Genomic DNA, 25,071 nt, shown 5'->3' on the forward strand with positions numbered 1-25,071 from the left:
GGTTGAGGCACATGAGCACATCAAGCACCGGGCATCCGCTGGGGGCTGTCTGGACGAGCCACACGGGGATCGGGGCGTCGGAGTACCACCGGCCGCCCACACAGCGCACCGACAGTCCGCCGCTGCCCTCCGACGCACCCGAACCCGGTCTGGCCGCGCTGAGCCTGCCCGAGCTGCGCAGGCTGCGCCGCGAGGCCCAGCGCGACGAAGCCGACCTCAGCTACGTACGGCGGCTGCTCCAGGGGCGGATCGACATCCTGCGGGCGGAGCTGACGCGGCGCACCCCGGTGGACGCGGCTTCCGTCGCCGTACCCGCGGAGGCGTCCGTCGTGGAGCGGCTCGCGGAGATCCTGCGGGACGCCCCGGCCCGGCACCGCTCCTCCGCCCGCCACGTGACCCTGGGGACACCGCAGGGCGAGGAGTACCGGCGGCTGGCCGCGGAGATGCTCGCCGAGGTCGAGCTGTCCGACCTGGACGCCCGGACGGACCTGGAGCTGAACACCGCGATGGCGCGGCTCGTGCGCTACGAGCAGCAGGTCTCCCGGCGGCGGCAGCGGCTCCAGCGCACGGCCGACGAGTGCAGCGCGGAGATCGCGCGCCGGTACCGCGAGGGGGAGGCTCAGGTCGACGACCTGCTCGTGTGAGTCGCTCCGAGGGCCCAGGGGGAGGGCCGGCGGGTCGGATATTTGCGCGACACCGACCGGCCCTCCGCCTAGCGTGATTCCATGGCCCCCACTTCCCGTGCCGACGGCATCGACGTACGCCCGATCACCGAAGCCGAGTTCGCCGACTGGCTGCGTGCCGTGAGTACCGGCTTCCTGCGGGTGCCGGTCCTGTCCGAGGAGGAGATCGAGGGGCGTCGCGGGCAGTTCGTCCCCGGCCGTTACCTCGGTGCCTTCGACGGGGGCCGGTGTGTGGCGACCTTCCGGTCCTTCGGCCAGGAGCTCACGGCCGTGGGCGGGGCGACCGTCCCGGCCGACGCCGTCTCGGGCGTCACCGTCACCGCCACGCACCGGCGCCGCGGGCTGCTCAGCCGGATGATGGCGCGGGACCTGGCGGCCGCGAAGGAGCGCGGGGACGTCGTCGCGACGCTGATCGCCGCCGAGTACCCGATCTACGGCCGGTACGGCTTCGGGCCGGCGACCTGGATGTCCGAGTGGACGGTCGACGTGCCGCGCGCCGGTCTCGACGCCCGCTGGGCGGGCCCGGCGGACGGCGGGCGGATCGACCTGGTGGACGGCGAGGACGTCCGCAAGCTCGGCCCGGAACTGCACGAGCGGCTGCGCCGCACCCAGCCCGGCCTCATCACCCGCGACGAGGTGTGGTGGAAGCTCAACACCGGCGTCCTGCGGTTCGACCCGACATGGAAGCTGCCCTTCTTCGCCGTGTACCGCTCGGCGTCAGGCGAGGTCGAGGGCATGGCCGCCTACGAGGTCGACGACAACTGGGGTGACGCCAAGCAGCCGTTGAACACGGCCACCGTGAAGTGGCTGCTCGGCGCGACACCGGCCGCGGAGCGCGCCCTGTGGCAGTACCTGTGCTCCATCGACTGGGTCGTGAACGTCAAGAGCGGCTGGCGGGCGCCCGACGACCTGCTCCCGTTCCTCCTGCCGGATCCGCGGGCGGCCAGGATCACCTCGCTGGCGGACTGGCTGTGGGTGCGGATCCTCGACGTCGTACGGGCGCTGGAGGCGCGGACGTACGAGGGGGAGGGGACGCTGGTGCTGGAGGTCGCCGGTGTGGACGGTCTGACCGGGGGGCGCTACCGGCTGGAGGCCTCGGCCGACGGGGCGTCCTGCACGCCGACCACCGAGAGTGCGGACATCACGCTCGGGCCGGCCGAGTTGGGGGCGCTGTGGCTCGGGGACGAGTCGGCGGTGCGGCTGGCGGCGCTGGGCCGGGTCCAGGAAGAACGAGCGGGCGCCGCCCGGAAGGCCGACGCCCTGCTGCGTACGTCCAGGCGGCCTTGGTGCCCGGACGTGTTCTGAGCCGCCCCCTTCCGCCGACGACAGGGATCCCGCATCCGTAGCGAGCTGTTCGGTTGTGGTTGTTGTGCGGTGGTGTCGACCGGCGGTGACGCCGGCCGGCCGGGGCTCCCGGCTCCCCTCCGGAAGGGAGCCCCACGGTGGATGGCCAACCCCTTGAAGGTCTGACCATGTCGCTCAAGTTGGCGACCAACTTCACTGTACTTATCTCCGCTTGGAAGCGGCTCATAACCACCTGGTGCTGAACTGCCGGAAGATGGCGGGAAGTTGTACTGTTTGGATGTGGACCCGGAACACACCCCCGTCCATGGACGGAAGAGGTCGCAACGGCCACAGAGAACACATCACGAGGTGGCCGACGAACTGCGCGCCCGGATCAGGTCAGGAGCACTGCGGCCGGGCGAACGCATGCCCACCCAGGCCCAGCTGGCCCACGAGTTCGGAGTCGAGCGCGGTGCCGTGCGCCAGGCCCTGCGCACCCTCCAGTCCGAGCGGCTGCTCACCAACGTGTCCAAGGGCAGCCCGGCGACCGTAGCCCCCGACCCCGCCAGGGCGCTGACCGGCCCGGAAGCCCCGCCGCTGCCCACCACGGTGGCCCTCGCGCCCCGGATCGCCGCGGCCTTCGCGGCGGAGCACGTCGAGATCGACGCCGTGTGCCTGACCTCCATCTCCCTCACGCTCGCCATCGGTGAGCCGCTCCGGCAGATCCACGCCGGACGGCTGAAACCGGCCAAGGTCGACGTCCGGGTCCTGCTGCCGAGCCGGGACATCGACCTCGCCTTCCCGGTACCGGTCGAGGGGCGCGACGACGACTGGGTGCACGAGCGGTGGCTGGCGATGCGCAACGCCCAGGGGCAGGTCCTCCAGCACAACCTGCTGGCCCTGCGCTCCACGCACGGCATCGACGTGCACGTCACGTTCCGGGCGCTGCCCTTCACCCCGCCGGTGAAGCTGTACCTGCTCAACAACACCGAGGCGCTGTTCGCGTACTACACGCTGATGCGCCGGGAGGCCGAGATCGACCACGAGCACCTGGAGATGTACGACGCCCAGGGCACCCAGTCGATGCTGTTCTCCTTCCAGCAGGGGCCCGGCCTGCGCGACACGACGCTCGTCGAGCAGTCGCACCTGTGGTTCAACGCGCTGTGGGAGACGATCAGTTCGGAGCTGGTGCTCACGAGCTGACGTCTCCCACGGTGGTTGATCCGGGGTGGCGCGGTGACTCATCGGGCGGGGCCCGTCATCAGCAGCGCGAGCACGACCGCTCCGGCGGAGCTGACGGCCGGGCTCTTGGCCTTGATGCCTACGGTGAGAAGGATCAGGCCGACGATTCCGGCCGGACCGTACTTCCACTGGACGAGCTGCTCGAAGGCGACGACGAAGGCGGCGGAGAGGAGAGCGAGGGCGGGCATCGGAGTTCCCCCTTCGGAAGCAAAACTTCCGCCAACTCGGGTAAGTTGGCAACCAACTCTGATTAAGTTGTCCCCACTTGGTCGCTAGTAATAAACAACTTTCAAACAACTCCCGTCAGATGGATCAGAGTTGTAGCGTTTGGTCGTGACCCAGGAGAACGTGGCAGTGAACGGCAGCAGCAGGCTCTCGCCCCAGAAGATCGCCGACATCCTGCGGGAACGTATCCGCGCCGGTGAGCTCAAGCCGGGCGACCGCCTGCCCACCCAGGCCGAACTGGCGGAGGAGTTCGGCGTGGAACGCGGCGCCGTCCGCCAGGCCCTGCGGGCGCTCCAGGAGGACGGCCTCCTCACCAACGTCAGCAAGGGCAGTCCGCCGCGGATCGCCGCGCCCGCCCCGGCCCGCGGCGAGCCCCAGCCGACGATGGTGGGCCTGGCACCGCGGCTCACCCAGGCGTTCTCGGCCCGCCGGGTCCGCGTCGACGTCGTCTGCCACACCGCGGAGACCCTGATGGTCGCCATCGGCGAGCCGCTCCGCCTGATCCACGAGGGCCGCATCCACCCCGAGTCGATCGACGTCCGCATCCTGGTCCCCTCCCGGGACATCGAGCTGGCCTTCCCCGTCCCCGTGGAGGCGCACGGGGACGACAACCCCGTCCACCAGCGCTGGCTGTCCATGCGCAACGCCCAGGGCCAGGTCCTCCAGCACAACCTGCTCGCCCTGCGCTCCACCCACGGCATCGACGTCCACGTCACGTTCCGCGCGCTGCCCTTCACCCCACCGGTGAAGCTGTACCTGCTCAACCAGGAGGAGGCACTGATCGGCTACTACATGCTGACCAGGCGCGCGGAGGAGTGGGGCAGCCAGACCCTGGACATGTACGACGTCCTCGGCTCCCAGTCGCTCCTCTTCTCCTTCGTGAAACAGGCGGGCCTGCGGGACGCGGCGTTCGTGCAGGAATCCCAGAAGTGGTTCGACGCCCTCTGGGAAACCATCACCACGGACCTGACACTCTCCTAGTGACTTCTGATACGACGCAGACTGGTTCGGTGACAGTCGACACCGAGAACGATCAGCACCACCTCCTGACTCTGATCAAAGGCGCCCGTGTCGTGCTCTGGGACTTCGACGGGCCCATCTGCCGGCTGTTCGCCGGGCACTCGGCGGACCGGGTGGCGAGCGACCTGGTGTCCTGGCTGGAGAGCCGGGGGTTGCACGGCCTGCTGACGGAGACGGAACGCGAGTCGCTCGACCCGCAGGTCGTCCTGCGCGCCGTGGACCGCAGACATCCCGGCAGCGATCTCGTCGCGGAGCTGGAGGAACGCCTTACCCAGGAGGAGCTGCGGGCCGCGTCCTCGGCGATGCCGACCCCGTACGCGGATCCGCTGATACGCACCTGGTCGGCGGTGGGCTCCGGCCTCGCGATCGCCACCAACAACTCCCCGCGGGTGGTGCGCAAGTACCTCGAAGGCCGGGGCCTCGTCGGCTGCTTCGCCCCCCATATCTACGGCCGCATGCAGGAACTCCGCCACCTGAAGCCGGACCCTCACTGCCTCAACCGGGCGCTGAACGCCATGGGTGCCGCCCCGGCCGACGCCCTGATGATCGGCGACACCCCCTCGGACCGCGAGGCCGCGGCACGGGCCGGGGTGCCGTTCCTCGGGTACGCGAGCAACCCCCGAAAAGCCAAGAGCCTGAGGGAAGCGGGAGCCGACACCGTGGTCGAGTCCCTGGAGCCACTCCTGGAGTTGCTGCGCGGCTAGGCCCGCTGTTCGTGCGGGCGCCCGGGTCACCCGGGAGGGGACGAGTTCGGCTCGATGGCCGGGTTCTCCCCTGATCACGGCGTCCGGTGGAGTAACGTGCCTTCCCCCTTACACCATCCGCACCACCGGGGCAGGCTGAACCACCCAATGACACCCCCATCGGTCTCCGGTGCTCGGCAGCGAGCAGTCGAGATGAGCGGCGACCCGAACCTGGTCGAGGGGCCGCTCAAGGGGTACCACCACGAGACCTACGTCCTCGCGTTGCCCGGTGGGACGCGCACCGTCAAGGTCCGTGAGCCGCGCTCCGAGATCCTGTGGTTCGACCGGAGGTGCTTCAGGTCGGAGGAGGAGCTGCTGCGCGCCCTCCAGGGGCACATCAGCCGTGTCCCCGGCATCGTCGATGTCGCCGGCATGGCACTTCAGGGCTTCATCGAGGGGCGGACGCTCGGTGAGCAGCGGCGGCCGGGGCGGCGCGTTCCCGAGGCGGCGTTCGACCAGATCGTCGACCTCTTCCGGGAGATGGTGCGGGTCACGCCGGACATGCTGAGCGTGGAGCGGCGCTGTGAGGACCGGGACCGCGCCGAGGACGGGGACAGCGACGGCTTTCTGGAACGTCTGATCGTCTTCGTCGAGGAACAGGTCTACAGGAAGAACCACACGGCGTTCGCCGGCCTCTTCCGCGCGCTCGGTCTCTCGGACGAATCGTTCACCCTGCTGAAGAAGCACGTGCTGGGGCTTGAGGAGCGTCCGTTCTGTCTCCTGCACGCGGATCTGCACCGTGAGAACTTCGTCCTCGATCCGAAGGGCCGGCTCTGGGCCATCGACTGGGAGCTGGCGATGCTGGGCGATCCGCTCTACGACCTGGCCACCCACCTCTACCTGATGCGCTATCCGGGCGATCAGGAGAGCCGTATGGTCCGTGAATGGTGCGACCTGGCCGAGAGGATCCGGCCGGGCAGCTCGTCCGGGTGGGAGAGGGACCTGTCACTGATCCTGGACTTCAAGCGGGCGCAGTCGGTCTTCACCGATGTCATCCGGGTGTCGCTGTCCCTGCGCGAGGACGCGGGCTTCAACTGGGTGGCGCTGCCCGTGGCCGCCGGCAAGCTGCAGAAGATCCTCGCCGCCGCCGCACAACCGCTGGGCCTTGCACAGGTGCCGAGCCGTTCGCAGATCATGGCCGCGCTGATCCGCTGGCGCGGCGAACGGGAGGCCGTGGAGGGGGATCGGGAGGCGGCGCAGGAGGATCGGCCCGTGCTCACCGAGTCGGGCGCTTCCTGACGCGGACTCCCGCCTCGCCGTACTGCGTAGGCTCGCCGCATGAGTGAGATCGGGCTGCGTGAGCGCAAGAAGCAGCGGATGTACCAGGTCGTGTCGGACATCGCGATCCGGCTGTTCCTGGAGAAGGGGTTCGACGCGGTGTCCGTCGCCGAGGTGGCGGCGGCGGCCGAGATCTCCAAGCCGACGCTGTTCCGGTACTTCCCGGCGAAGGAGGATCTGGTGCTGTACCGGATCGCCGACCACGAGGGGGAGGCCGCGCGCGTGGTTGCCGAGGCGGAGGGGGAGCCCGTGGAGGCGTTGCGGCGGCACTTTCTGGAGGGGCTGGAGCGGTGCGATCCCGTGACCGGGCTGAACGACGATCCGCGGGTGCTCGCCTTCCACGGACTGCTCTACGGGACGCCCTCCCTGGTCGCCCGGGCGCACACGCATCAGGAGCGGGCCGAGGCCGCGCTCGCCGAGGTGCTCGGGGGTGATCTGGACGCGCGGCTCGCGGCCGGGCAGATCATGGCCGTGCGGCGGATCCTCGCGATGGAGAACTGGCGGCGGATCGCGGCGGGGGAGGGGGTGGCGGACGTACGGGCGGACGCGGTGGCGGCGGCGGAGCGGGCCTTCGGATGGCTGGCGGCGGGGCTGCCGCCGCGAGTCCGGGCGGGCCGGCTCGGTAGCGATACTGAGTAATAAATTTAACTCGGTTACATTCTTTCGGTACGCTCGGTGGAATGACGTCGACCGAACCCGACCTTCAGCACACTCTCAGCCGTGAACGCGCCCACCACGACCGCTGCCGGGCCGCCCTCGCCGCGATGGTCGAGGGAGCCGACGAGCAGGTCGTCATCGGCGAGGACGTCTCCGCGTCGGGTGCCGACGCCGAGGTTCTCGGGTACCGGCTGCGCAGCCGGTCCAAGGCGCTGCGCGAACTGCCCGAGGGCCCGTTGTTCTTCGGACGGCTGGACTACGACGGTGGTGAAGCCGCCGGGCAGGCGCTGCACATCGGGCGGCTGCGGATCACCGAGCATCCGGCCGAACCGCCTCTCGTCGTCGACTGGCGTGCCCCCGTGTCGCGGGCGTTCTACCAGGCCTCCGCACGCGATCCACAGGGCGTCGCCGTGCGCCGGCGGTTCGGGTGGGCGCCCGGCAGCCGGGGCGACTCCGACGACCTCACCGGCCTGGAGGACGAGCACCTCGGGGAGGGCGATGCGCGGACCAGTGAGATCGTCGCCCGGGAGATCGAACGGCCCCGGGTCGGGCCCATGCGGGACATCGCCGCGACCATCCAGCCCGAGCAGGACGACCTCGTACGCGGGGACCTGGCGGTGTCGGTGTGCGTGCAGGGGGCGCCCGGCACCGGCAAGACCGCCGTCGGGCTGCACCGGGCCGCGTATCTGCTCTACACGCACCCGCAGCGCATCCGGCGCGGCGGTCTGCTGATCCTCGGGCCCAACCGCACCTTCCTGTCGTACATCGCGGAGGTCCTGCCGTCCCTCGGCGAGTCCGGTGTGCGGCAGTCGACCCTGGCCGAGGAGATCGCACGGCACCCGGTCGGCGGCCGCGACGAGCCGGCGGCTGCCGCCGTCAAGCACGACGCCCGGACGGCCGAGGTGCTGCGGCGGGCCCTGTACGCGCGCGTGCGCGCCGACGGCGGTGGCGGCGAAGGGCTCGCCGTGCCCGACGGGGCGTATCGGTGGCGGGTGCCGGCGGCGGAGCTGGCGCGCATCGTGGCCCGGGTGCGGGAGGAGGAACCGCCGTACGGGGTCGGACGGGAGCGGGTGCGGTCGCGGATCGTGCGGTCGGTACGCGAGCAGGCCGAGCGGCGGGCCGGGCCGCAGAGCAACGCCTGGGTGCGCCGGGTCGAGCGGGCGCGGCCGCTGTCCGCGTACGTCGACGCCGTCTGGCCCCGGGTGCGGCCCGAGGAGGTCGTGGCCGGACTGCTCAGCGATCCCGCGGTGTTGGCCGAGGCCGCCGACGGGCTGCTGGACCCCGGTGAGCAGCGGGCGCTGCTGTGGCGCAAGCCGCCCCGGTCGTGGAAGTCGGCGCGCTGGTCGGCCGCCGATCTGGTACTCCTCGACGAGGTCGCCGGGCTGATCGAGCACCCGGAGGGATACGGGCACGTCGTCGTCGACGAAGCGCAGGACCTGTCCCCGATGGAGTGCCGGGCCATCGCCCGCCGGGCCCCCTTCGGCTCGCTGACGGTATTGGGCGACCTGGCGCAGGGGACGACACCGTGGGCGGCACGGTCGTGGCGGACGGTCCTGGCGCACCTGGGGAAACCGGACGCGGCCGTGGTCGAGCTGACCACCGGCTTCCGCGTGCCACGGGCGGTCGTCGGCCTCGCCAACCGGCTGCTGGAACGGCTGGACGTGGACGTTCCGGCGGCCCGTTCGCTGCGCGTCGACGGGGAGTTGCGGATGCGGGAGACGCCCCCGGACGGCGTGCCCGGAGCGGTCGTGGAGGCTGTACGGGACGCACTGGCGCGGGAGGGATCGGTCGGGATCGTCGCGGCGGACGCGGACGTACCCCGGATGCGGGCGGCCCTGGAAGCGGCCGGCATCGAGGCGGCGGGCCCGGAGGAACTCGGCGCGCGGGTGTCCCTGGTACCGGCGAGCGTCGTCAAGGGCCTCGAGTACGACCATGTCGTGGCCGTCGAGCCGGCGACGATCGCCGAGGCGGAGGAACGGGGGCTGCACCGGCTGTACGTGGTGCTGACGCGGGCGGTGTCACGGCTGGAGGTGGTGCGGGGGAGGCCGTTGCCGTTCTAGGCCGGGAGGATCAGGGCCTGTCCGGCGGATCATGCCCTGCGCGGCGCCGCCCGGGCCGAGCCGGCCGAGGAGGTCCGGCCCTCCTGAGGGTTCACCCTCGCCCGATGACCTCCGCGATCCGGATGAAACCGTCCGTCCCGTGCCCGAGCCCGATCGCGCGGCGGGCCATGCCCTCGGCCGCGCGCATGACGCCGGCGTCGATGCCGTGGGCCTCGGAGACGTGGACGACGTGGGCCATGGACGACACCGCCGAGGTGAGCGGGTTGCCCTCGCCGGAGTACGTGCCGGCGTCGATGTCCGCCGCGGTCTCAGCGAACAGCGGCGGCAGGATCGCGCCGATGCCCTGGGCGAAGGGCGCCAGCTCGCCGGCGGTGATGCCCTCGGCGCGGGCCACCGCCAGGGCGTGCGCGTAGCCCGCCATCGCCGTCCAGAAGATGTCCAGCAGGGCGATGTCGTAGGCCGCGGCCCGGCCGGTCTCCTCGCCGAGGTGGGTGTGGGTGCCGCCCAACGCCTGGCGCACGGGCGCCAGTTCCTCGAAGAGGTCCGCCGGTCCGCTGTGCAGGAACACGGCGTCGGGCGTGCCGATGGTCGTCGTCGGGGTCATGATCGCGCCGTCCAGGTAGCGGACGCCGTGCGCGGCGGCCCAGTCGGCGGTGTCGCGGGCCCGGGCCGGGGTGTCGGCGGTCAGGTTCACCACCGTACGGCCCTTGAGGGCGGCGGCCACGTCGTCCTGGCGCAGGACGGCGTCGACGGCGTCGTAGTTCACCACGCAGACGACGACCACCTCACCGGAGGTGACTGCCTCAGCCGCCGAGCCGGCGCCCACCGCCCCACGGTCGACGAGTTCCCGGTCTCTGCCCGGGGTGCGGTTCCAGACCGTGGTCGGCAGCCCCGCGTCCAGGAGGGCACCGGCCAGCGCGCGGCCCATCGGGCCGAGACCGAGGGCGGTGACGGCGGGCCGGGCGGAATGTTCCGGGGACGAGGGCGTGCTGTACGTGGACACGGTTGAACTTCCTTGCTGGCATGAACAATTGATGATGAATGGGATTAAAAGATGACGCGTCGGCGCCAGGACCTGAACGTCTGCGGAGTGACCGCCGCGATCGCCGTGATCGACGGCAAGTGGAAGACGACCCTGATCTGGCTGCTGGAGTCGGGCCCGCACCGCCCGGCGGAACTGCGCCGGCGGCTGCCGGGCCTCACCGAGAAGGTGCTGACCGAGGCGCTGCGGGAGATGGAGACGGACGGGCTGGTGCGCCGGGAGGTGTACGACGTGCTGCCGCCGAAGACGGTCTACTCCCTGACCCCGTTCGGCCGTGAACTCGCCGAGGCACTGGCTCCGCTGTCCGACTGGGGCCACCGGCGCCTGGAGAACCTGGCCGAGACGCAGGCCGCCCGCTCGGCCTCCTGACGTCCACGTCACCTCCGTCCCTTCGGTATCCGGCCCTCACCGACGCCCACCACCAGGTTCGCCCCACGTCGGCCCGCTGCCAAGTACCCACAAAAAAGTGGGTGTTCGGCCCTGTCCGGCTCGTCAGCCGGTCAGATGCCCCGGCACCGCGAGGTGGGGGTCGGCGAACAGCCGGGCCAGGGCCGCCTGGTCGTCACCGGCGCAGGTGTCGGCGAGCGTGTCGATGAGCCGGTCGTAGTCGGGGCCGGTCCTGCCCTCAGTCACGGCGGTGTCCACAGGGTGTGGACACCGCCGCACGAGTCAGGAGCCCGGGGTGAAGGGGCCGTCTCCGGTGAAGGCCAGTTCGTGGAAGCGTTCGCCGATGTGGCGGTGGGTGGCGGCGTCCGGGTGGACCTCGTCGGGGAGGGGGAGTCGGGCCGCGTCGGACGCGCCGTAGAGGTCGAGGCCGTCGAGGTAGTGGATGTTCGGGTCGTCGGCGGCGCGCTGCCGGACGATGCGGGACAGTTCCTCCCGGATGACGCCGAGCGTCAGCTTCCCGGCGGGCACCTCCGCCGGGTCGCCCATCGCGGCGAACCGCAGCCGGCCCTCACCGAGCGCGCTGACGTCCGGGGCCGTGGGCCCGGGCGTGTCCTCGTGGATGGCGCAGTGGATGGAGGAGACGACCAGCAGGGGTGCGTCGGGGTGCCCGTCGCGGATCGTGTCGAGGAAACCGTGCACGGCCGGACCGAAGGCGCGCAGCCGCATCACGTCCCCATTGACGATGTTGATGCCCAACTTGACGCTGATCAGGTCGGCTGGGGCGTCCCGCATGGCACGGGCGGTGAACGGGTCGAGCATCGCGCTGCCGCCGAAACCGAGGTTGACCAGTTCCACCCCGCCCAGGGACGCGGCGATCGCGGGCCAGATGGCCGTGGGGCTCGCGGCGTCGGAGCCGTGGCTGATCGAACTGCCGTGGTGCAGCCACACCCTGCGGCCCCGGTCCGGCACGGGCTCCACCGGCGCGTCGGTGCGCAGGGCGACGAGCTCGGTGGTCTCGTTGTGCGGCAGCCAGATCTCGACGTCCTTCTCGCGCGCGGGCAGGCCGGTGAAGCGGACGGTACCGACCGCGCCCTGCGTCACCTCGCCGTCCCAGGTGGCCATGTCGATCGTGAGGACGTTGCCACCGGTCCCCGCCGCCTGGCCGGCCGGACGGCCGTCGACGAGGAGGTCGTACAGGCCGTCCGGGCGGGGCGGGAAACCGACGTAGTCGCGCTTGGTGCGCAGCGTGTCCAGCTCGACGGCGGTCGCGGCGGTACGGAACGCCAGCCGCACCCCGGAGGGCTGGGCCTCGGCCATGGCCAGCTGCGCGTTGGTGTTCTGCGCGCGGGCCCGGGCGGGCAGCCGGTGCGGGAGCAGCCCCTGTTCGGTGCGCTCCAGGTCGAGGGCGCCGCGCAGCAGGTCCGCCGTGAGGGGGGTGGTGATCCAGTCGTGCTCGGTGTGCATGGTGTTCAGCCTCGGGGGTCGGTAGGGGGCGCGGGCCAGTTGCGCAGCAGCGTGTCGAGGGCGTCGAGGATCCGGGCCCAGGTGTCGTCGGTGTCGGGGGCGCTGTGGCTGAACCCGCCGCCCATCTCCAGGCTGACGTACCCGTGGAAGACGCTGCCCAGCAGCCGGACCGCGTGGGTCTGGTCCGGTTCCGTCAGGTCGTAGCCGCGCAGCAGCGCCCGGGTCATCTGCGCGTGCCGCACCCCGGCGCTCGCGGCCGCCGTCTGCGGGTCGAGCCGCAGCTGGGCCGCGGCGTACCGGCCGGGGTGCTCCCGGGCGTAGTCGCGGTAGACGTTCGCGAGGGCGGCCAGGGCTTCCTTGCCCGCCCGGCCGGCCAGGGCGTCGGCGGCCCGGTCGGCGAGTTCCGTGAGCGCGAGCAGGGCGATCCGGGTCCTGAGGTCCTGGGAGTTCTTCACGTGCGAGTACAGGCTCGCGACCTTGACGTCGAACCGGCGGGCGAGCGCCGAGACGGTCACCTGCTCGAAGCCGACCTCGTCGGCGAGCTCGGCACCTGCCTGTGTCAGACGTTCCGGTGTCAGTCCTACGCGTGCCATACGGACACTCCCTTCTGCCAGAAGGGAGTGTGCATCTGCCTAATGGTATTAGGCAAATCCAGTATGGCCTTAGGCATCCTGAAGAGCACGCCGGGCTGGTGCCCGCAGCCTCCTTCCCCGCCCGGTCAGCCCCCAGGGCTTCAGGACGGAGATCGCCGTCATGAAGACGTAGGCGGACAGCGAGACGACCGGCCCGAACAGCACGTCACCGGCATCGGGCAGGGGCCCGCCGGCGGCGACGGCGATGACCGCGGAGTTCACCCCGGGGCGCAGGGCGAACACCGTGGCGCTCGTCGTGGCGAGACTCAGCCAGAACTTCACGTAGACCCAGCGGTGCCGGGCGAGTCCCCACGGCGTGCCCAGGGACAGCACCAGTCCGCTGAGCAGCGTGAGGAACGCGGCGGGGAGCAGGAGCCGGTCGGCGAAGAGCTTCATCGCCCGGACGGACGCCTCCACGGTCACGGCGGACCCGGTGGTGGCCGCGGTGATCCCGAGCGCGAGGAGCCCGAGCGTGAGCCCGAGCCAGCTCGCGGAGGCGGTGACGTGGACGACGAGAACGGCCCGGCGCGCCGGGCGGCCGAGTTTCGGAATCGGGTGGGACTTCTGCTTCGGCTTCACGCTGCCACCGTGCCGGGAGGGGGTGGCGAAGGCGTCTTACGGCGGGAGTAGACCGGCGTACCGGCGTCGGCGTACGGGCGGGGCACCGGGATGTACTCCCTCGGCGTGACGGACCGGCCCTGTCGGTGCCGTCGTCTAGCTTCACGGCATGACCGAACCCTCCCATCTCACAGCCGTCCGAGAGTCCTACGACACCGTCGCCGCCGACTACGCCCGACTCGTCAAGCAACCGACCGAGCTGGACCCGGTGTCCCGCGCGATGCTGGCCGCCTTCGTCGAGCTCGTACGGCCGCCTCACCCCGGGCCGGTGGCCGACCTGGGCTGCGGCCCGGGCAAGGTGACGGCACACCTGGCCGCCCTGGGAGTGCCGGTGTTCGGCGTGGACGTGTCGCCGGAGATGGTCGAGCTGGCCCGGGCGGCGTACCCGGATCTCCGCTTCACCGTCGGCTCGATGACCGCGCTGGAGATGGGCAGCGGCGAACTCGGCGGCATCCTGGCCTACTACGCCACCCACCACACCCCGCCGCAGTGGCTGCCGACCGTGTACGCCGAGTTCCACCGCACCCTCGCACCCGGCGGCCGGCTGATGCTGGCCGGCCCGGTGGGCACCGGTGAGCACCTGCGCCCGTCGCACGCCTACGGCGACCATCCGGTGTCCTACGAGTCGTACCTGCTGCCGCCGGACCGGATCGCCGAACTGCTCCACCGGGCCGGACTGGTCGTCACGACGCGGGTGGTGCAGGAGCCGGACGAGGGGACCAAGAGGCAGATCGGCACGTTCCTGGCGTACAAGCCGCAGTAGCGGAGGCGGGCCCCGCCGCTTACCCGCCGTGCAGCCACACCCGCAACGGGCCGACCGGCTCGAAGCCGTGCCGGACGGCGGTCTCCAGGTCGTCGCCGCTCTCGTATCCGACCACGGGCAGGGTGGGGAAGAGCCGGTCGAGCGCGTGCAGCACGACCGGCCAGGCGGCGTCGGGCCCGCCGTCCCGCCCGAAGACGTTGGATACGCCGACCACGTGCTCGCTGCGGCCGGCCACCGCTCCGGCGACGACTCGCCCGTCGCCGGACCGCCCCGCGATCACGAAGGTCTCCGGGTCGGTGAGCAGCCCGTTCCGGAACAGGTCCGCGTTCCCCGCGCCGCCGTCCCAGGCCAGTGCCCAGGCGCGCAGCGTGTCCGGATCGCGCACCACCTCCCACGCGAGATCCGTCGGCCCGGGGGCGCGGGCGGGCGCGGCCGCACCCGCCGGACGGTGGATCCACCGCGCCTCGAACAGCACCCGGAACCCGGCCCCCGTCAGATCGAGATCGGCGAAGCTGTCCTTGACCGAGGCACCGGGCGAGTCCGTGTCGACCCGCGCCACGAGCGCGTCCGGGTCGGCGCCCGGCTCCAGCGTCACCGCGTCGGGGTAGTAGGGCGGCGGCCGCCCCGCAGCGGCCCACGCCTCGCTCCCGAACTCGCCCGCCACCCCGTGCGCCCGGCACATCGCCGCACACCACCCGGCGTTGTTGCGGGCGGCGGCCCGGACCAGAACCTGCTGCGAAGTCGTCACGAGTGCGGATCATGGCCGCGTTCGGCCTGTCAGTCGAACAATTTTGGGCCGGGGCACTTCTAGGGTGATCGCGAGTGTCCACCGATGATCGGCCTGGAGGCGGCATGTCCGTGCAGATGAAGTTGAGCGCCATAACCCTGGACTGCCCTGACCCTCTCGCACTGGCGGCGTTCTACCAGGCGGCCACCGGCCTCGAACCGCACCCGAAGTCGAACGCCGAATTCGCCTCGCTGGGCGGTGGGGACGAACTCTCCCTCGGCTTCCAGCGGGTCGCCGACCACCGGGCTCCGAGCTGGCCCGGCCAGGACGTGCCCCAGCAACTGCACTGCTGCTTCAGGGTCACGGACCTGGAGGAGGCCGAGGCCCGGCTGCTGGAGCTCGGGGCGGGCAGGCCGGAGCAGCAGCCGAACGAGGGCAGGTGGCGGGTGCTGACGGATCCTGCGGGGCATCCCTTCTGCATTGTCGGGGGGTGAGGGGGTAGAGGGGCATGGGGCCGGGCCTGCTGCTGCTCGGGCCGCGTGCCGGCGCCGTAGCGACGGAAGGACACCACCCTGTGCCTGCTTCTTCTGCCGCTGCCGACCAGGCCATGGTGCTACTGCGCGAGCTCGGTGCCGCGGACGTCGCCCATCCGGGCGGCACTCTCCTCGCCCACCTCCAGCGCGTCCGGGGACAACTCGCCGTATGGGGCGCCCGGCCCGCCCTCCAGGTCGCGGGCCTGTGTCACGCCTTCTACGGCACCGACGGCTTCCCCACCGCCTTGTTGTCTCCGGACAGCCGCACCGAACTCGCGGGGGTGATCGGTGCCGAGGCTGAAGCCATCGTGCATCTCTACGCGTCGTGTGACCGGAAGGCCACCTATCCGACGCTCGCGGATGCCGACGGGGCCTTCCGGAATCGGTTCACGGGCCGTCTCCACACTCCGGAGCCGCGACTTCGGCGGGACTTCGCCGAGTTGTCCGCCGCCAACGAACTCGACCTCGCCCGCGTCGACTCCGCGTTCCGCGAGAAGTGGGGAGCCGAACTCCTCGCCCTGTTCACCCGATTCCGGCCCCTGCTGAGCCGGCCCGCGTGGTCGGACTGCCGTACGGTGCTCGCCGCCGGGGTCCGGTGACGTCAGCCGAGCAGCGGCGCGACCATGTCCCGCAGCTGGTCGAAGCGTTGGTAGTGCAGGCCGGTGAGGCCTGCCGCCCTGGCCGCGTCGACATGGGTGAGGGTGTCGTCGACGAACAGGCAGCGCTTCACGTCGGCCCGGACCCGCTGGGCGGCTGTCGCGAAGACGCGCGGGTCGGGTTTGGCGACTCCGATCCGGGCGGTGTTGATCACCGCGTCGAAGGCTTCCGCCAGCCCCACTGAGGCGAGATACGTCTCCAGCCGGGTGGTGGCGTTGGAGACCAGGACCACCGGCACCTTGCCGCGGAGTGCGGCGAGCAGTTCGACGACATCGGCGTCGATCCGGCCGGTGAGCCCGCTCCACGCCCCGACCAGGTCCTGGGCCCGGGCGAGCGATCCGCAGGCGGGTGCCAGGACCTCCGCGACCCGGTGCCGCCACTGCTCGTCGCTGAGCCGGCCCGTGACGGCTGCTTGAAGAAGCTCGCCGTCGAAGGCCGCGCCGGCCAGCGTGCCCTCGGCCAGTCCCCAGGACCGGTCCAGCGCGTTCATTCCGTCGGGGTCCCACAGGTGCACGACGCCGTCGAAGTCACACAGCACCGCGTCGAACGGCAACCCATCCATGAGACGCGATCATGCCAGCTCCCCGTGGGCTGTTCGAGTGGCGGGCGGGCCTCAGCCCTTGACGTCCTCTGCGATCCGCTGGGCGGCCTGGGCAGGCGTGATGTGCGTGGTGTCGACGACCTCGGCCTCGGTGTGCAGCCACGTGCGGGCCGCCTCGGCGTAGGGCTCGAGGTATTCGAGACGGAATGAGGAGGGGCCGAGAACGGTGTCCCCCAAGATGCGCCCGCGGAGGGTGTCCTGGTCGGCGTGGAGGACGAAGTGCCTCACCGGGATGTCGTGTCGGGCGAGGCCCGTGCTGATCTCGCGCCAGTACTGCTCGACCAGGACGGTCATGGGCATCACCAGGGTGCCGCCGGTGTAGTCGAGTACGCGGCGGGCGGTCTCGACCACGAGCGGCCGCCACGGTGGCCAGTGCTGGAAGTTGTCCGTCCCTGGCAGCCCGGGCTTGATGTCCATGAGTGTCTCGCCGACCTTCTCGGCGTCGAACACCCGTGAGTCCGGGATCAGCTGCTGCACGAGTGCACTGGTCGTCGTCTTGCCCGCGCCGTGGGTGCCGTTGATCCATACGATCATGGGCCCAACGCTAGCGCTGTGCGGGGCGCGGGAACGGGCACTTGGTGTGACGCCGGGGCGCGTGGTGTGGCGCACTATTGCAAGCAGGTGCTTGCAATAGTTAGCGGGGTGCGGCACTGTGGAGGCATGGCAACGCTCAACGTCGGCAATCTCGGTGACTACCTGCGCGAACAGCGGCGCAACGCGCAGCTGTCGCTTCGGCAGCTCGCCGACGCCGCCGGGGTGTCCAATCCGTACCTCAGCCAGATCGAGCGCGGGCTGCGCAAGCCCAGTGCGGAGGTGTTGCAGCAGGTCGCCAAGGCCCTGCGGATCTCCGCCGAGACGCTGTACGTCCGGGCCGGCATCCTCGACGCCGAGCGGGACCGGGACGAGGTCGAGACGCGTGCCGTCATCCTCGCGGACCCGACGCTGAACGAGCGGCAGAAGCAGGTGCTGTTGCAGATCTACGAGTCCTTCCGCAAGGAGAACGGGTTCGGGACCGGCGATGGCTCCGCGATCGTCGACCTCGTGGTCGCAGAAGACGAGGCGGACGGGGACGGGGACGCTCCCGACGGCGGCACCGGGATACGACGGACCCGCACGGCCGACGGCGGCCGGCCCGCCGAGCGCCGTACCCGCGACAGTGACGGTGGTGGCGCGTCCGCGTCACCGTCGGCGACCCGCCGTACGCGCAAGGACGACAGCGGTACGCCACCGTCGCCCGCCCGTCGTGCTCGCAAGGACAACGGCGGTACGTCCGCCACCCGCCGGGCCCGCAAGGACCCCGGCGGCAGTGACACCGACCCGCAGCGGACGGCCGGCTGAGCCGGACCAGGGCACCGGCCGTACCGCCGCGGATCACACAACCCTCAGCCGAACCCTCAAGCGAAAAGAATCCGGGAGGACCATCACCATGGCCATCACCGACGACCTGCGCAAGACCCTCAGCGACCCGACGCCGCTCTACTTCGCCGCAGGCACCGCCGACCTCGCCCTTCAGCAGGCCAAGAAGGTGCCGGCCCTGGTGGAGCAGCTGCGCTCCGAGGCCCCCGCGCGGATCGAGGCCGTACGCAACACCGACACCAAGGCCGTCCAGGAGAAGGCCTCCGCCCGGGCCAAGGAGGCCACCGCCCGCGTCAAGGAGACGCAGGAGACCCTCCAGAACAAGGTCACGGAGTTCATCGGCTCCATCGACGTCGACATCAAGAAGCTCGGCAGCACGATCGACGCGGACCTGAAGAAGGTCGGCGAGACCGCCCAGGACTTCGCGCTGCGCGGGGTCGGCGTGGCCGCCGAGTACGCCGTCAAGGCCCGGGAGACCTACGAGAAGGTCGCCGAGCACGGCGAGCAGGCCGTGCGCACCTGGCGCGGCGAGGCCGCCGAGGGCATCGAGGACGTCGCCGAGGGCGTGGAGGAGCTGGCCGTGGCCGTCGAGCCGAAGGCCGAGCCGGTCGAGGTCAAGGAGGAGTCGGCGAAGCCCGCCGCCGCCACGGCCGCCCCGACGAAGAAGGCCCCCGCCAAGAAGGCCCCGGCGCGCAAGCCCACCGCCAAGAAGACCACCCCGCCGGCCAAGTAGGACGGCAGAGGGCGCAGAGCGAGCACACGGGCCGGGCACCCTGGGGGTGTCCGGCCCGTTGTACGGGTACGGTGACCGCGTAGGGACGAGCCGAGTCAGGTGGTGGACCGTAGTGCTGATGCAGGGCTTCCAAGGGTTCCTGTGGCTTCTGAACATGGCCCTGGTCATTTTCAGCGGCTTCGCGTTGTTCGACGCCGCCGTGCGGCGGGAGGACGCCTACCGCGCGGCCGACAAGAAGACCAAGCCGTTCTGGCTGATCATCCTCGGGCTGGCCTTCGTGGTGAACCTGATCTTCGACATCCTGTCGTTCCTGCCGATCATCGGGCTCATCGCGACGATCGTGTACATGGTCGACGTCCGTCCCGCGATCCGGGCTCTCCCCGGTGGCGGCCGCAGCCGGCGCGGCTCCAGCAGCGACGGTCCGTACGGCCCCTGGAACGGCGGCCGGTAAGACCCCCTGGCAGCACTGGATCCGGGGCTACGGCACCCGGTCCAGCAGCAGTACCGCCACGTCGTCCGTCAGCTCGCCACCGTTGAGTTTGCGCACCTCGTTCACCGCCGCCCGCAGCAGCTCCTCGCCCCGCAGTCCCTCGGCGATCTGGCGGCGCACCATCTCCGTCATGCCGTCCTGGCCGAGCCGCTCCCGGCCCTCGCCGACATGCCCCTCGATCAGGCCGTCGGTGTAGAGCATCAGGCTCCACTCGGCACCCAGCTCCACCTGCATACGAGGCCAGCGGGCACCCGGCAGCAGCCCGAGGGCCGGCCCGTTGTTGTCGTACGGCAGCAGGCGGGCCGGTTTGCCCGGGCGGGCCAGCAGCGGCGAGGGGTGGCCCGCCAGGCACAGGCCGGCGCGGCGGCCGTCCGGCGCGATGTCCACCGTGCACAGGGTCGCGAAGATCTCGTCGTCGGCCCGCTCGTGCTCCAGCACCTGCTGGAGCGTGCCCAGCAGCTGATCCCCGCACAGGCCGGCCAGCGTCAGCGCGCGCCACGCGATCCGCAGCTCCACGCCCAGGGCGGCCTCGTCCGGGCCGTGCCCGCAGACGTCACCGATCATGGCGTGCACGGTGCCGTCCGGCGTGCGCACGACATCGTAGAAGTCGCCGCCGAGCAGGGCGCGCGAGCGGCCCGGGCGGTAGCGGGCGGCGAACCGGAGCGGGGAGCCGTCCAGCAGCGGGGTCGGCAGCAGACCGCGCTCCAGGCGGCGGTTCTCCTGGGCGCGCAGCCGGCCCTCGGCGAGCCGGCGCTCGGCCGACTCGGAGCGCTTGCGCTCCACCGCGTAGCGGATCGCCCGGCTCAGCAGCCGGCCGTCCAGCTCGTCGCGGAAGAGATAGTCCTGGGCGCCCACGCGCACCGCCTCCGCGCCGCGCTCGGCGTCGCCCGAGGCGGTCAGCGCCAGGACGGCGTGCCGGGGGGCGAGCTCCAGCACGTGCTTGAGCACGGCGAGCTCGTCATCGGTGTCGCTGCGGCCCGGAGCCGGCAGCGCGAGGTCCAGCAGGATGCAGTGGACGTCGTCGGTCAGCAGCCGCCCGGCCTCGGTGAGGTTGCGGGCCGTGCGGACGCGGATCGGCTTGCCTGCCTGGTCGAGCATGTCGGGCACGATCGGCGAACCGGCCGGATCGTCCTCGATCAGCAGCAGGGTCAGGTTGGTGTGGGCGGTGTTGTTCTCCACCTTGTCCGTGGTGTTCCCGGCCGGGCCCGGCGTGCGCGGGGCCGCTGCCGAGGCGTCCGTGACGGACTGCTCGGCGGGGCCGTCGCACGGGGACTCGGCCTGCGCCTGACCACTCTCCACGGCCGGGATCGCTCTCTGCCGCGGTATGGGTACGGGCATCGTCTTGGGTTCCTTCCCTCCCCCCGAGGGCATGGCGGGGGCGAGGGACCTCGACCCACCGACGGGGACCATAGCGGGTGTCGGCGCCGCATTGGAATGGTGTGAGCCACGCCGCTGCGCCATCGGCCAGTGTCATATGCCGCGATATGCCCCCCAGTTGGACACCGCCGGGATGCTGCGGGGATGACGAACGTCACGTCAGCACGCGGTTTGGCGGCGGGTTCGGGGTGGACTGGCTCACGTGGCCCAGGTCACCGGCAGGGCCACTGCGACCCGTTGTCCGATATTCGGTTCGGTCGGCGCCGCTCGGTCGGTGCCGGCACCCGGCTCAGTCGTTGCCGGCGTCGGCGTCCGGCCGAACCACCCCGAGGATGGGCATCGTCCCCGCCCCCGCGATGGTCACCGTCCGCCCGGGCCGCGGCGCGTGCACGATCGCCCCGTCGCCGACGTACATGGCGACATGGCTGGCGTCGTCGAAGTAGATGATGAGGTCGCCGGGCCGCATGTCCTGGACGTCGATGTGCCGCAGCCGCTTCCACTGCTCCTGCGAGGTGCGCGGAATGCCGCGTCCTGCGGATATCCAGGCCTGTGAGGTCAGGCCGGAGCAGTCGTAGGTCTTCGGGCCCTCGGCGCCCCACTGGTACGGCTTGCCGATCTGGGCCGTGGCGTACGCGACGGCCTTCTTGCCCTGCTCGGAGGCCTTTCCGTTGATCTCGTCGAGGATGCCGGAGCCGAGCCAGGCGGTCTGCGCCTTGCCGGCCGCCTCCTTCTCCAGCTCGGCGAGGCGCTCCTGCTCCTCCTTCTGGAGCTCGGATTCGAGCTTCTCCGCCTGCGCGATCTGCTTCTCGATCTTCTTCTGCGCGGCGGCCTTGGCCTTGCGGCCCGCCTCCAGTTTCTTCCACTGGGCGGAGGCGTCCTGCGCGTACTGCTCCAAGTCCTCCTGGGTGCGGGCAAGTTCGCCGATCAGGCCCTTGGCCGCGTGCTGGCCCTGGCGCACCCGGCCGGCCCCGTCGAGGAACTCCTGCGGATCGTCGCTGAGCATCAGATGGACCTCGGGCGGCAGCCCGCCGCCGCGGTACTGGGCGGCGGCCGAGGCGCCCGCCCGGTCCTTCAGCTTCGCCAGTCTCTCCTTGCCCTTGACGATCTTCTTGGCCAGCTTGACGATCTCGGCGGACTGCTTGTCCGCCTTCTCCTCGGCGGCGTTGTACTCGTCGGTGGCGCGGGCCGCGGCGCGGTAGAGCTTGTCGAGTTTCTTGCGTACGGCCTCGAGGTCCTTGCCGGACCCGAGCGTCGGGCCCGCACTCGGGGTGGGAGTGGGGCTGGGGTTCGCGAACGCCGTGCCCGGTGCCGCCAGCACGGTGACCGCGCAGATCACGGCCATGGCCGTCGCGATCAGGCCACGCTTGCCCGTTCCCATACTTCAGCCCCCAAACTGATTAACCGTCAGTAATGTACGGTTCGCCTGGGGATGCTGCCACGTCGGCGCGCGAAGCGACAGGGGTAGTTTTTCCCGTGGCCCCCTCCCCGGTATGCCCCCGGCATGATGATCTCCCCACCTGTGTGACGAACGACTCAAAGAGATCGTTCCCTGCGGGCCCCGCCGAGGAGTTTCAGCCGCTCGGCCCCGGAGGTCAGTCCCGCGGCGCCAACGCCTCCCACCGCACCGTCACTTCGCCCTGCCGCCACCGCACCGGCCCGTCCGCCACCGGCCAGTCGGCGGTCAGGTCCCGTACCGCCCGGATCCAGCGCTGGCGGGTGCCGTAGGACGCATAGGGCGCGGCGGCCGCCCAGGCGCGGTCGAAGTCGCGCAGGAAGGCATGCACCGGCTCGCCCGGGACGTTGCGGTGGATGAGCGCCTTGGGCAGGCGTTCCGCCAGGTCCGAGGGGCGTTCCAGGGAGCCGAGCCGGGTCGCGAAGGTGACCGTGCGCGGTCCCTCCGGGCCGAGCGCGACCCACACGTGCCGGCGCCCGATCTCGTCGCAGGTCCCCTCGACCAGCAGTCCGCCGCGCGAACCGGTCGCCGGATCGGCGGGCGCGAGCCGCCCGCACAGCCGGTGCCAGACGGCCGCGACCTCGCCCTCCTCGTACTGCCGCAGCACGTTCGCCGCCCGGACCAGCAGGGGCCGCTGCGGGATCGGGACCTCGAAACCGCCGTGCCGGAAGACGAGCCCCGCCCGCTCGTACGGCAGCGCCGCCGCGACCCGGGCCGGCTCGATCTCGACGCCCACCACGCGCGCGCGTGGCGCGACCGTACGGAGGCGGTGCAGCAGCTCGACGGCCGTCCAGGGGGCGGCGCCGTACCCGAGGTCGACCGCCACCGGGTCGGCGGCACGGCGCAGCTCGGCGCCGTGCGTGGCCGCGATCCAGCGGTCCATACGGCGCAGGCGGTTGGGGTTGGTCGTCCCGCGCGTCACCGTTCCCAGGGGGCGGGTCGCCGCGCGGGATGTCATGCGTACGAGGTTAAGCGGCCCCCGGCGTCGAACGGCTCCCTGGGCCCCGGCCCCGTACGTCCAAGAACCCCGGTACCCCCGGCCTACGCCCCACGCTCTCGAACAGTTGAGCGAGAAGCGGTAATGATTCGGTAAAAGTCGCGAATCAGGAAATGGAGGCTGCCCCTCCGGTGTTCCACCCCTGAAGGGCACGTGAGCCCTGCAAAGGCATGCCCGGAGCGAGGAGGAACGCCACGTGAGCCAGTACATCGGCAGGCTCGGGCGGCGCTCCGCGTCCGCGCCCGCGCGCCTCCGGCTGCACCGCAGGCCCCGCCGGGTGGCCATGCTCTCCGTGCACACCTCCCCGCTCCACCAGCCGGGCACCGGCGACGCCGGCGGCATGAACGTCTACATCGTGGAGCTGGCGCAGCGCCTCGCCGCGATCAACATCGAGGTCGAGATCTTCACGCGCGCGACCTCGGCCGCCCTCCCGCCGACCGTCGAGCTGGCCCCCGGCGTCCTTGTCCGGCACGTCGACGCCGGCCCCTACGAGGGCCTCAACAAGGAGGACCTCCCCGCCCAGCTGTGCGCCTTCACGCACGGTGTGATGCAGGCCTGGGCCGGCCATCGCCCCGACTACTACGACCTGGTCCACTCCCACTACTGGCTCTCCGGCCACGTGGGCTGGCTGGCCGCCCAGCGCTGGGGCGTCCCCCTGGTGCACGCCATGCACACCATGGCCAAGGTCAAGAACGCCAACCTGGCCGACGGCGACACCCCCGAACCGGCCGCCCGCGTCATCGGCGAGACCCAGATCGTCGGCGCCGCCGACCGCCTCATCGCCAACACCACCGAAGAGGCCGACGAACTGGTGCGGCACTACGCGGCCGACACCGACAAGGTCGCCGTGGTCCACCCCGGCGTGAACCTCAGCCGCTTCTCGCCCGCCGACGGCCGTGCCGCCGCCCGGGCCCGTCTCGGCCTGCCCCAGGACGCGCTGATCCCGCTCTTCGCGGGCCGCATCCAGCCCCTGAAGGCCCCCGACGTGCTGCTGCGCGCCGTCGCCGCCCTCCTCGACGAGCGCCCCGAGCTGCGCTCGCGCATCCTCGTCCCCGTCGTCGGCGGCCCCAGCGGCAGCGGCCTCGCCAAGCCCGAGGGCCTCCAGAAGCTGGCCGCACGCCTCGGCATCGCGGACGTCGTCCGGTTCCACCCGCCGGTCGGCCAGGAGCAGCTGGCGGACTGGTTCCGCGCCGCTTCCGTCCTGGTCATGCCCTCCTACAGTGAGTCGTTCGGCCTGGTCGCCATAGAGGCGCAGGCGGCGGGCACCCCCGTGCTGGCGGCATCGGTCGGCGGCCTGCCGGTCGCCGTGCGCGACGGACACACCGGCTTCCTGGTACGCGGCCACGATCCCGCCGACTACGCGCGCGTGCTGCGCGACTTCGCCGACGACCCGCGGCTGTCGCCCCGGCTGGGCGGGCAGGCCGCCCGCCACGCCCAGTCCTTCGGCTGGGACACCGCGGCCGCCACCACGGCGGACGTCTACACGGCCGCGATGCAGGCACACCGCCGTCGCGTACGCTCGCAGCATGGGTGAAACCGATCTGGAACAGCGTGCGGCACAGGTCATCGAGGGAGTGCTGAAGGACGCCGACCTGGAGTGGGAGAGCCCCGAACCCGGCACCTACGTGGCGCAGCTCCCCGGCACCCGCAAGCTCAAGACGACGGTCTCCCTGATCGTCGGCCGCCACTCCCTCTCGCTCAACGCCTTCGTCATCCGTCACCCCGACGAGAACGAACCGGCCTTCCACCGCTGGCTCCTGGAACGCAACCTCAAGCTCTACGGCGTGAGTTACGCCGTCGACCAGCACGGCGACGTCTACGTCACCGGTCGGCTCTCCCTGTCCGCCGTCACCGCCGACGAGATCGACCGCCTGCTCGGCCAGGTCCTGGAGGCCGCGGACGGCAGCTTCAACACCCTTCTGGAGCTGGGCTTCGCCTCGGCGATCCGCAAGGAGTACGAGTGGCGGGTGTCCCGCGGGGAGCCGACGAGCAACCTGGACGCGTTCGCCCACCTCACGCAACGCCCCGACAGCTAGGCGGTCCGGTCGG

The 25,071-nt window shown here is 71.6% G+C and carries 29 protein-coding genes; 17 read left to right on the top strand and 12 right to left on the bottom strand.

Annotation, left to right across the window (positions count from 1 at the left end; all coding sequences use genetic code 11):
- The first annotated feature begins 11 nt into the window (after positions 1-11).
- The 3 genes from ACZ6TU_RS37535 to ACZ6TU_RS37545 all read left to right on the top strand — a co-directional run bounded on the left by ACZ6TU_RS37535 (position 12) and on the right by ACZ6TU_RS37545 (position 3,170).
- Positions 12-644, top strand: coding sequence for an RsiG family protein (locus ACZ6TU_RS37535; protein ID WP_467681474.1), 633 nt, complete (start codon positions 12-14; stop codon positions 642-644).
- An 81-nt stretch (positions 645-725) separates the two neighbouring features.
- Complete coding sequence (locus ACZ6TU_RS37540) at positions 726-1,988, top strand: GNAT family N-acetyltransferase (protein WP_467681476.1); 1,263 nt, start codon at positions 726-728, stop codon at positions 1,986-1,988.
- A 273-nt stretch (positions 1,989-2,261) separates the two neighbouring features.
- Positions 2,262-3,170: a FadR/GntR family transcriptional regulator gene (locus ACZ6TU_RS37545; protein WP_467681478.1), complete on the top strand. Its 909-nt coding sequence runs from the start codon at positions 2,262-2,264 to the stop codon at positions 3,168-3,170.
- A 38-nt stretch (positions 3,171-3,208) separates the two neighbouring features.
- On the opposite strand, the gene ACZ6TU_RS37550 is transcribed toward ACZ6TU_RS37545, so the two are convergent.
- Positions 3,209-3,397: a hypothetical protein gene (locus ACZ6TU_RS37550; protein ID WP_010036177.1), complete on the bottom strand. Its 189-nt coding sequence runs from the start codon at positions 3,395-3,397 to the stop codon at positions 3,209-3,211.
- Positions 3,398-3,536: 139 nt separating this feature from the next.
- Here ACZ6TU_RS37550 and ACZ6TU_RS37555 point away from each other — a divergent pair, with 139 nt between their 5' ends.
- The 5 genes from ACZ6TU_RS37555 to ACZ6TU_RS37575 all read left to right on the top strand — a co-directional run bounded on the left by ACZ6TU_RS37555 (position 3,537) and on the right by ACZ6TU_RS37575 (position 9,192).
- On the top strand, positions 3,537-4,415 hold the full coding sequence (locus tag ACZ6TU_RS37555) for a winged helix-turn-helix domain-containing protein (protein ID WP_467681480.1): 879 nt from the start codon (positions 3,537-3,539) through the stop codon (positions 4,413-4,415).
- A 29-nt stretch (positions 4,416-4,444) separates the two neighbouring features.
- Positions 4,445-5,158 (top strand): HAD family hydrolase, encoded by a 714-nt coding sequence (locus ACZ6TU_RS37560; protein ID WP_467681482.1) that lies wholly within the window; start codon positions 4,445-4,447, stop codon positions 5,156-5,158.
- Positions 5,159-5,350: 192 nt separating this feature from the next.
- Positions 5,351-6,436, top strand: a complete 1,086-nt coding sequence (locus tag ACZ6TU_RS37565; RefSeq protein WP_467681484.1) for a phosphotransferase — start codon at positions 5,351-5,353, stop codon at positions 6,434-6,436.
- Positions 6,437-6,475: 39 nt separating this feature from the next.
- Positions 6,476-7,114, top strand: coding sequence for a TetR family transcriptional regulator (locus ACZ6TU_RS37570; RefSeq protein WP_467681486.1), 639 nt, complete (start codon positions 6,476-6,478; stop codon positions 7,112-7,114).
- Positions 7,115-7,155: 41 nt separating this feature from the next.
- The gene (locus ACZ6TU_RS37575) at positions 7,156-9,192 is read left to right on the top strand and encodes a HelD family protein (RefSeq protein ID WP_469553268.1); all 2,037 of its coding nucleotides are present in this window, start codon (positions 7,156-7,158) and stop codon (positions 9,190-9,192) included.
- Positions 9,193-9,283: 91 nt separating this feature from the next.
- On the opposite strand, the gene ACZ6TU_RS37580 is transcribed toward ACZ6TU_RS37575, so the two are convergent.
- Positions 9,284-10,195 carry an NAD(P)-dependent oxidoreductase gene (locus ACZ6TU_RS37580; protein ID WP_467681490.1) on the bottom strand — a complete coding sequence of 304 codons (912 nt, stop codon included), beginning with the start codon at positions 10,193-10,195 and terminating at the stop codon, positions 9,284-9,286.
- A 51-nt stretch (positions 10,196-10,246) separates the two neighbouring features.
- On the opposite strand from ACZ6TU_RS37580, the gene ACZ6TU_RS37585 reads away from it, so the two are divergent.
- Positions 10,247-10,603: a winged helix-turn-helix transcriptional regulator gene (locus tag ACZ6TU_RS37585; protein ID WP_467681492.1), complete on the top strand. Its 357-nt coding sequence runs from the start codon at positions 10,247-10,249 to the stop codon at positions 10,601-10,603.
- Positions 10,604-10,726: 123 nt separating this feature from the next.
- On the opposite strand, the gene ACZ6TU_RS37590 is transcribed toward ACZ6TU_RS37585, so the two are convergent.
- The 4 genes from ACZ6TU_RS37590 to ACZ6TU_RS37605 form a co-directional block, all read right to left on the bottom strand.
- The gene (locus ACZ6TU_RS37590) at positions 10,727-10,867 is read right to left on the bottom strand and encodes a hypothetical protein (RefSeq protein WP_467681493.1); all 141 of its coding nucleotides are present in this window, start codon (positions 10,865-10,867) and stop codon (positions 10,727-10,729) included.
- Positions 10,868-10,903: 36 nt separating this feature from the next.
- Positions 10,904-12,085 carry a GDSL-type esterase/lipase family protein gene (locus ACZ6TU_RS37595; protein ID WP_469553271.1) on the bottom strand — a complete coding sequence of 394 codons (1,182 nt, stop codon included), beginning with the start codon at positions 12,083-12,085 and terminating at the stop codon, positions 10,904-10,906.
- A 5-nt stretch (positions 12,086-12,090) separates the two neighbouring features.
- Positions 12,091-12,678, bottom strand: a complete 588-nt coding sequence (locus ACZ6TU_RS37600) for a TetR/AcrR family transcriptional regulator (protein ID WP_307176024.1) — start codon at positions 12,676-12,678, stop codon at positions 12,091-12,093.
- A gap of 69 nt (positions 12,679-12,747) precedes the next feature.
- A complete protein-coding gene (locus tag ACZ6TU_RS37605; protein ID WP_469553273.1) occupies positions 12,748-13,296 on the bottom strand; it encodes a DUF2269 domain-containing protein in 549 nt (182 codons plus the stop codon).
- 148 nt (positions 13,297-13,444) lie between these two features.
- On the opposite strand from ACZ6TU_RS37605, the gene ACZ6TU_RS37610 reads away from it, so the two are divergent.
- Positions 13,445-14,098 carry a class I SAM-dependent methyltransferase gene (locus ACZ6TU_RS37610; RefSeq protein WP_467681499.1) on the top strand — a complete coding sequence of 218 codons (654 nt, stop codon included), beginning with the start codon at positions 13,445-13,447 and terminating at the stop codon, positions 14,096-14,098.
- Between the two features lie 19 nt (positions 14,099-14,117).
- On the opposite strand, the gene ACZ6TU_RS37615 is transcribed toward ACZ6TU_RS37610, so the two are convergent.
- Positions 14,118-14,780 carry a hypothetical protein gene (locus tag ACZ6TU_RS37615; RefSeq protein WP_469553295.1) on the bottom strand — a complete coding sequence of 221 codons (663 nt, stop codon included), beginning with the start codon at positions 14,778-14,780 and terminating at the stop codon, positions 14,118-14,120.
- 170 nt (positions 14,781-14,950) lie between these two features.
- Between ACZ6TU_RS37615 and ACZ6TU_RS37620 the strand changes: the two genes are divergently transcribed.
- Both ACZ6TU_RS37620 and ACZ6TU_RS37625 read left to right on the top strand, forming a co-directional pair.
- Entirely contained in the window at positions 14,951-15,319 is a 369-nt protein-coding gene (locus ACZ6TU_RS37620) for a VOC family protein (protein ID WP_467681501.1), read from the top strand.
- A gap of 113 nt (positions 15,320-15,432) precedes the next feature.
- Positions 15,433-15,957 carry a DUF6817 domain-containing protein gene (locus tag ACZ6TU_RS37625; RefSeq protein ID WP_467681550.1) on the top strand — a complete coding sequence of 175 codons (525 nt, stop codon included), beginning with the start codon at positions 15,433-15,435 and terminating at the stop codon, positions 15,955-15,957.
- 2 nt (positions 15,958-15,959) lie between these two features.
- Here the strand turns inward: ACZ6TU_RS37625 and ACZ6TU_RS37630 are convergent, their stop codons facing one another.
- Together ACZ6TU_RS37630 and ACZ6TU_RS37635 are read right to left on the bottom strand one after the other, a co-directional pair.
- Positions 15,960-16,577: an HAD family hydrolase gene (locus ACZ6TU_RS37630; RefSeq protein ID WP_469553276.1), complete on the bottom strand. Its 618-nt coding sequence runs from the start codon at positions 16,575-16,577 to the stop codon at positions 15,960-15,962.
- Between the two features lie 51 nt (positions 16,578-16,628).
- A complete protein-coding gene (locus ACZ6TU_RS37635; RefSeq protein ID WP_467681504.1) occupies positions 16,629-17,150 on the bottom strand; it encodes a P-loop nucleotide/nucleoside kinase family protein in 522 nt (173 codons plus the stop codon).
- A 126-nt stretch (positions 17,151-17,276) separates the two neighbouring features.
- On the opposite strand from ACZ6TU_RS37635, the gene ACZ6TU_RS37640 reads away from it, so the two are divergent.
- From ACZ6TU_RS37640 to ACZ6TU_RS37650, 3 genes are all read left to right on the top strand, one after another.
- A complete protein-coding gene (locus ACZ6TU_RS37640; RefSeq protein WP_467681506.1) occupies positions 17,277-17,954 on the top strand; it encodes a helix-turn-helix domain-containing protein in 678 nt (225 codons plus the stop codon).
- 88 nt (positions 17,955-18,042) lie between these two features.
- Positions 18,043-18,705, top strand: a complete 663-nt coding sequence (locus tag ACZ6TU_RS37645; RefSeq protein WP_467681508.1) for a hypothetical protein — start codon at positions 18,043-18,045, stop codon at positions 18,703-18,705.
- Positions 18,706-18,823: 118 nt separating this feature from the next.
- Complete coding sequence (locus ACZ6TU_RS37650; RefSeq protein WP_467681510.1) at positions 18,824-19,156, top strand: DUF2516 family protein; 333 nt, start codon at positions 18,824-18,826, stop codon at positions 19,154-19,156.
- A 27-nt stretch (positions 19,157-19,183) separates the two neighbouring features.
- Here ACZ6TU_RS37650 and ACZ6TU_RS37655 read toward each other — a convergent pair whose 3' ends face one another.
- From ACZ6TU_RS37655 to ACZ6TU_RS37665, 3 genes are all read right to left on the bottom strand, one after another.
- Complete coding sequence (locus tag ACZ6TU_RS37655) at positions 19,184-20,533, bottom strand: PP2C family protein-serine/threonine phosphatase (RefSeq protein ID WP_467681512.1); 1,350 nt, start codon at positions 20,531-20,533, stop codon at positions 19,184-19,186.
- A 328-nt stretch (positions 20,534-20,861) separates the two neighbouring features.
- The gene (locus tag ACZ6TU_RS37660) at positions 20,862-21,950 is read right to left on the bottom strand and encodes a C40 family peptidase (protein ID WP_469553279.1); all 1,089 of its coding nucleotides are present in this window, start codon (positions 21,948-21,950) and stop codon (positions 20,862-20,864) included.
- A gap of 214 nt (positions 21,951-22,164) precedes the next feature.
- Positions 22,165-22,983: a class I SAM-dependent methyltransferase gene (locus ACZ6TU_RS37665; RefSeq protein WP_467681516.1), complete on the bottom strand. Its 819-nt coding sequence runs from the start codon at positions 22,981-22,983 to the stop codon at positions 22,165-22,167.
- A gap of 235 nt (positions 22,984-23,218) precedes the next feature.
- Between ACZ6TU_RS37665 and mshA the strand changes: the two genes are divergently transcribed.
- On the top strand, positions 23,219-24,556 hold the full coding sequence (gene mshA, locus ACZ6TU_RS37670; RefSeq protein WP_469553282.1) for a D-inositol-3-phosphate glycosyltransferase: 1,338 nt from the start codon (positions 23,219-23,221) through the stop codon (positions 24,554-24,556).
- Positions 24,549-25,058 carry a type III secretion system chaperone family protein gene (locus tag ACZ6TU_RS37675; RefSeq protein ID WP_467681520.1) on the top strand — a complete coding sequence of 170 codons (510 nt, stop codon included), beginning with the start codon at positions 24,549-24,551 and terminating at the stop codon, positions 25,056-25,058. Before mshA ends, ACZ6TU_RS37675 begins: the two co-directional genes overlap by 8 nt.
- The last annotated feature ends 13 nt before the right edge of the window (positions 25,059-25,071 follow it).

The sequence above is a fragment of the Streptomyces sp. NPDC052064 genome, assembly GCF_055585925.1.

Coding starts and splice junctions, on each gene's coding strand:
- ACZ6TU_RS37640 (WP_467681506.1), top strand. CDS start 17,277: ATGGCAACGCTCAACGTCGGCAATCTCGGTGACTACCTGCGCGAACAG.
- ACZ6TU_RS37595 (WP_469553271.1), bottom strand. CDS start 12,085: ATGCACACCGAGCACGACTGGATCACCACCCCCCTCACGGCGGACCTG.
- ACZ6TU_RS37575 (WP_469553268.1), top strand. CDS start 7,156: ATGACGTCGACCGAACCCGACCTTCAGCACACTCTCAGCCGTGAACGC.
- ACZ6TU_RS37535 (WP_467681474.1), top strand. CDS start 12: ATGAGCACATCAAGCACCGGGCATCCGCTGGGGGCTGTCTGGACGAGC.
- ACZ6TU_RS37635 (WP_467681504.1), bottom strand. CDS start 17,150: ATGATCGTATGGATCAACGGCACCCACGGCGCGGGCAAGACGACGACC.
- ACZ6TU_RS37570 (WP_467681486.1), top strand. CDS start 6,476: ATGAGTGAGATCGGGCTGCGTGAGCGCAAGAAGCAGCGGATGTACCAG.
- ACZ6TU_RS37565 (WP_467681484.1), top strand. CDS start 5,351: ATGAGCGGCGACCCGAACCTGGTCGAGGGGCCGCTCAAGGGGTACCAC.
- ACZ6TU_RS37610 (WP_467681499.1), top strand. CDS start 13,445: ATGACCGAACCCTCCCATCTCACAGCCGTCCGAGAGTCCTACGACACC.
- ACZ6TU_RS37630 (WP_469553276.1), bottom strand. CDS start 16,577: ATGGATGGGTTGCCGTTCGACGCGGTGCTGTGTGACTTCGACGGCGTC.
- ACZ6TU_RS37620 (WP_467681501.1), top strand. CDS start 14,951: ATGTCCGTGCAGATGAAGTTGAGCGCCATAACCCTGGACTGCCCTGAC.
- ACZ6TU_RS37645 (WP_467681508.1), top strand. CDS start 18,043: ATGGCCATCACCGACGACCTGCGCAAGACCCTCAGCGACCCGACGCCG.
- ACZ6TU_RS37550 (WP_010036177.1), bottom strand. CDS start 3,397: ATGCCCGCCCTCGCTCTCCTCTCCGCCGCCTTCGTCGTCGCCTTCGAG.
- ACZ6TU_RS37585 (WP_467681492.1), top strand. CDS start 10,247: ATGACGCGTCGGCGCCAGGACCTGAACGTCTGCGGAGTGACCGCCGCG.
- ACZ6TU_RS37615 (WP_469553295.1), bottom strand. CDS start 14,780: ATGTGCCGGGCGCACGGGGTGGCGGGCGAGTTCGGGAGCGAGGCGTGG.
- ACZ6TU_RS37665 (WP_467681516.1), bottom strand. CDS start 22,983: ATGACATCCCGCGCGGCGACCCGCCCCCTGGGAACGGTGACGCGCGGG.
- ACZ6TU_RS37660 (WP_469553279.1), bottom strand. CDS start 21,950: ATGGGAACGGGCAAGCGTGGCCTGATCGCGACGGCCATGGCCGTGATC.
- ACZ6TU_RS37675 (WP_467681520.1), top strand. CDS start 24,549: ATGGGTGAAACCGATCTGGAACAGCGTGCGGCACAGGTCATCGAGGGA.
- ACZ6TU_RS37600 (WP_307176024.1), bottom strand. CDS start 12,678: ATGGCACGCGTAGGACTGACACCGGAACGTCTGACACAGGCAGGTGCC.
- ACZ6TU_RS37540 (WP_467681476.1), top strand. CDS start 726: ATGGCCCCCACTTCCCGTGCCGACGGCATCGACGTACGCCCGATCACC.
- ACZ6TU_RS37650 (WP_467681510.1), top strand. CDS start 18,824: ATGCAGGGCTTCCAAGGGTTCCTGTGGCTTCTGAACATGGCCCTGGTC.
- ACZ6TU_RS37655 (WP_467681512.1), bottom strand. CDS start 20,533: ATGCCCGTACCCATACCGCGGCAGAGAGCGATCCCGGCCGTGGAGAGT.
- ACZ6TU_RS37625 (WP_467681550.1), top strand. CDS start 15,433: ATGGTGCTACTGCGCGAGCTCGGTGCCGCGGACGTCGCCCATCCGGGC.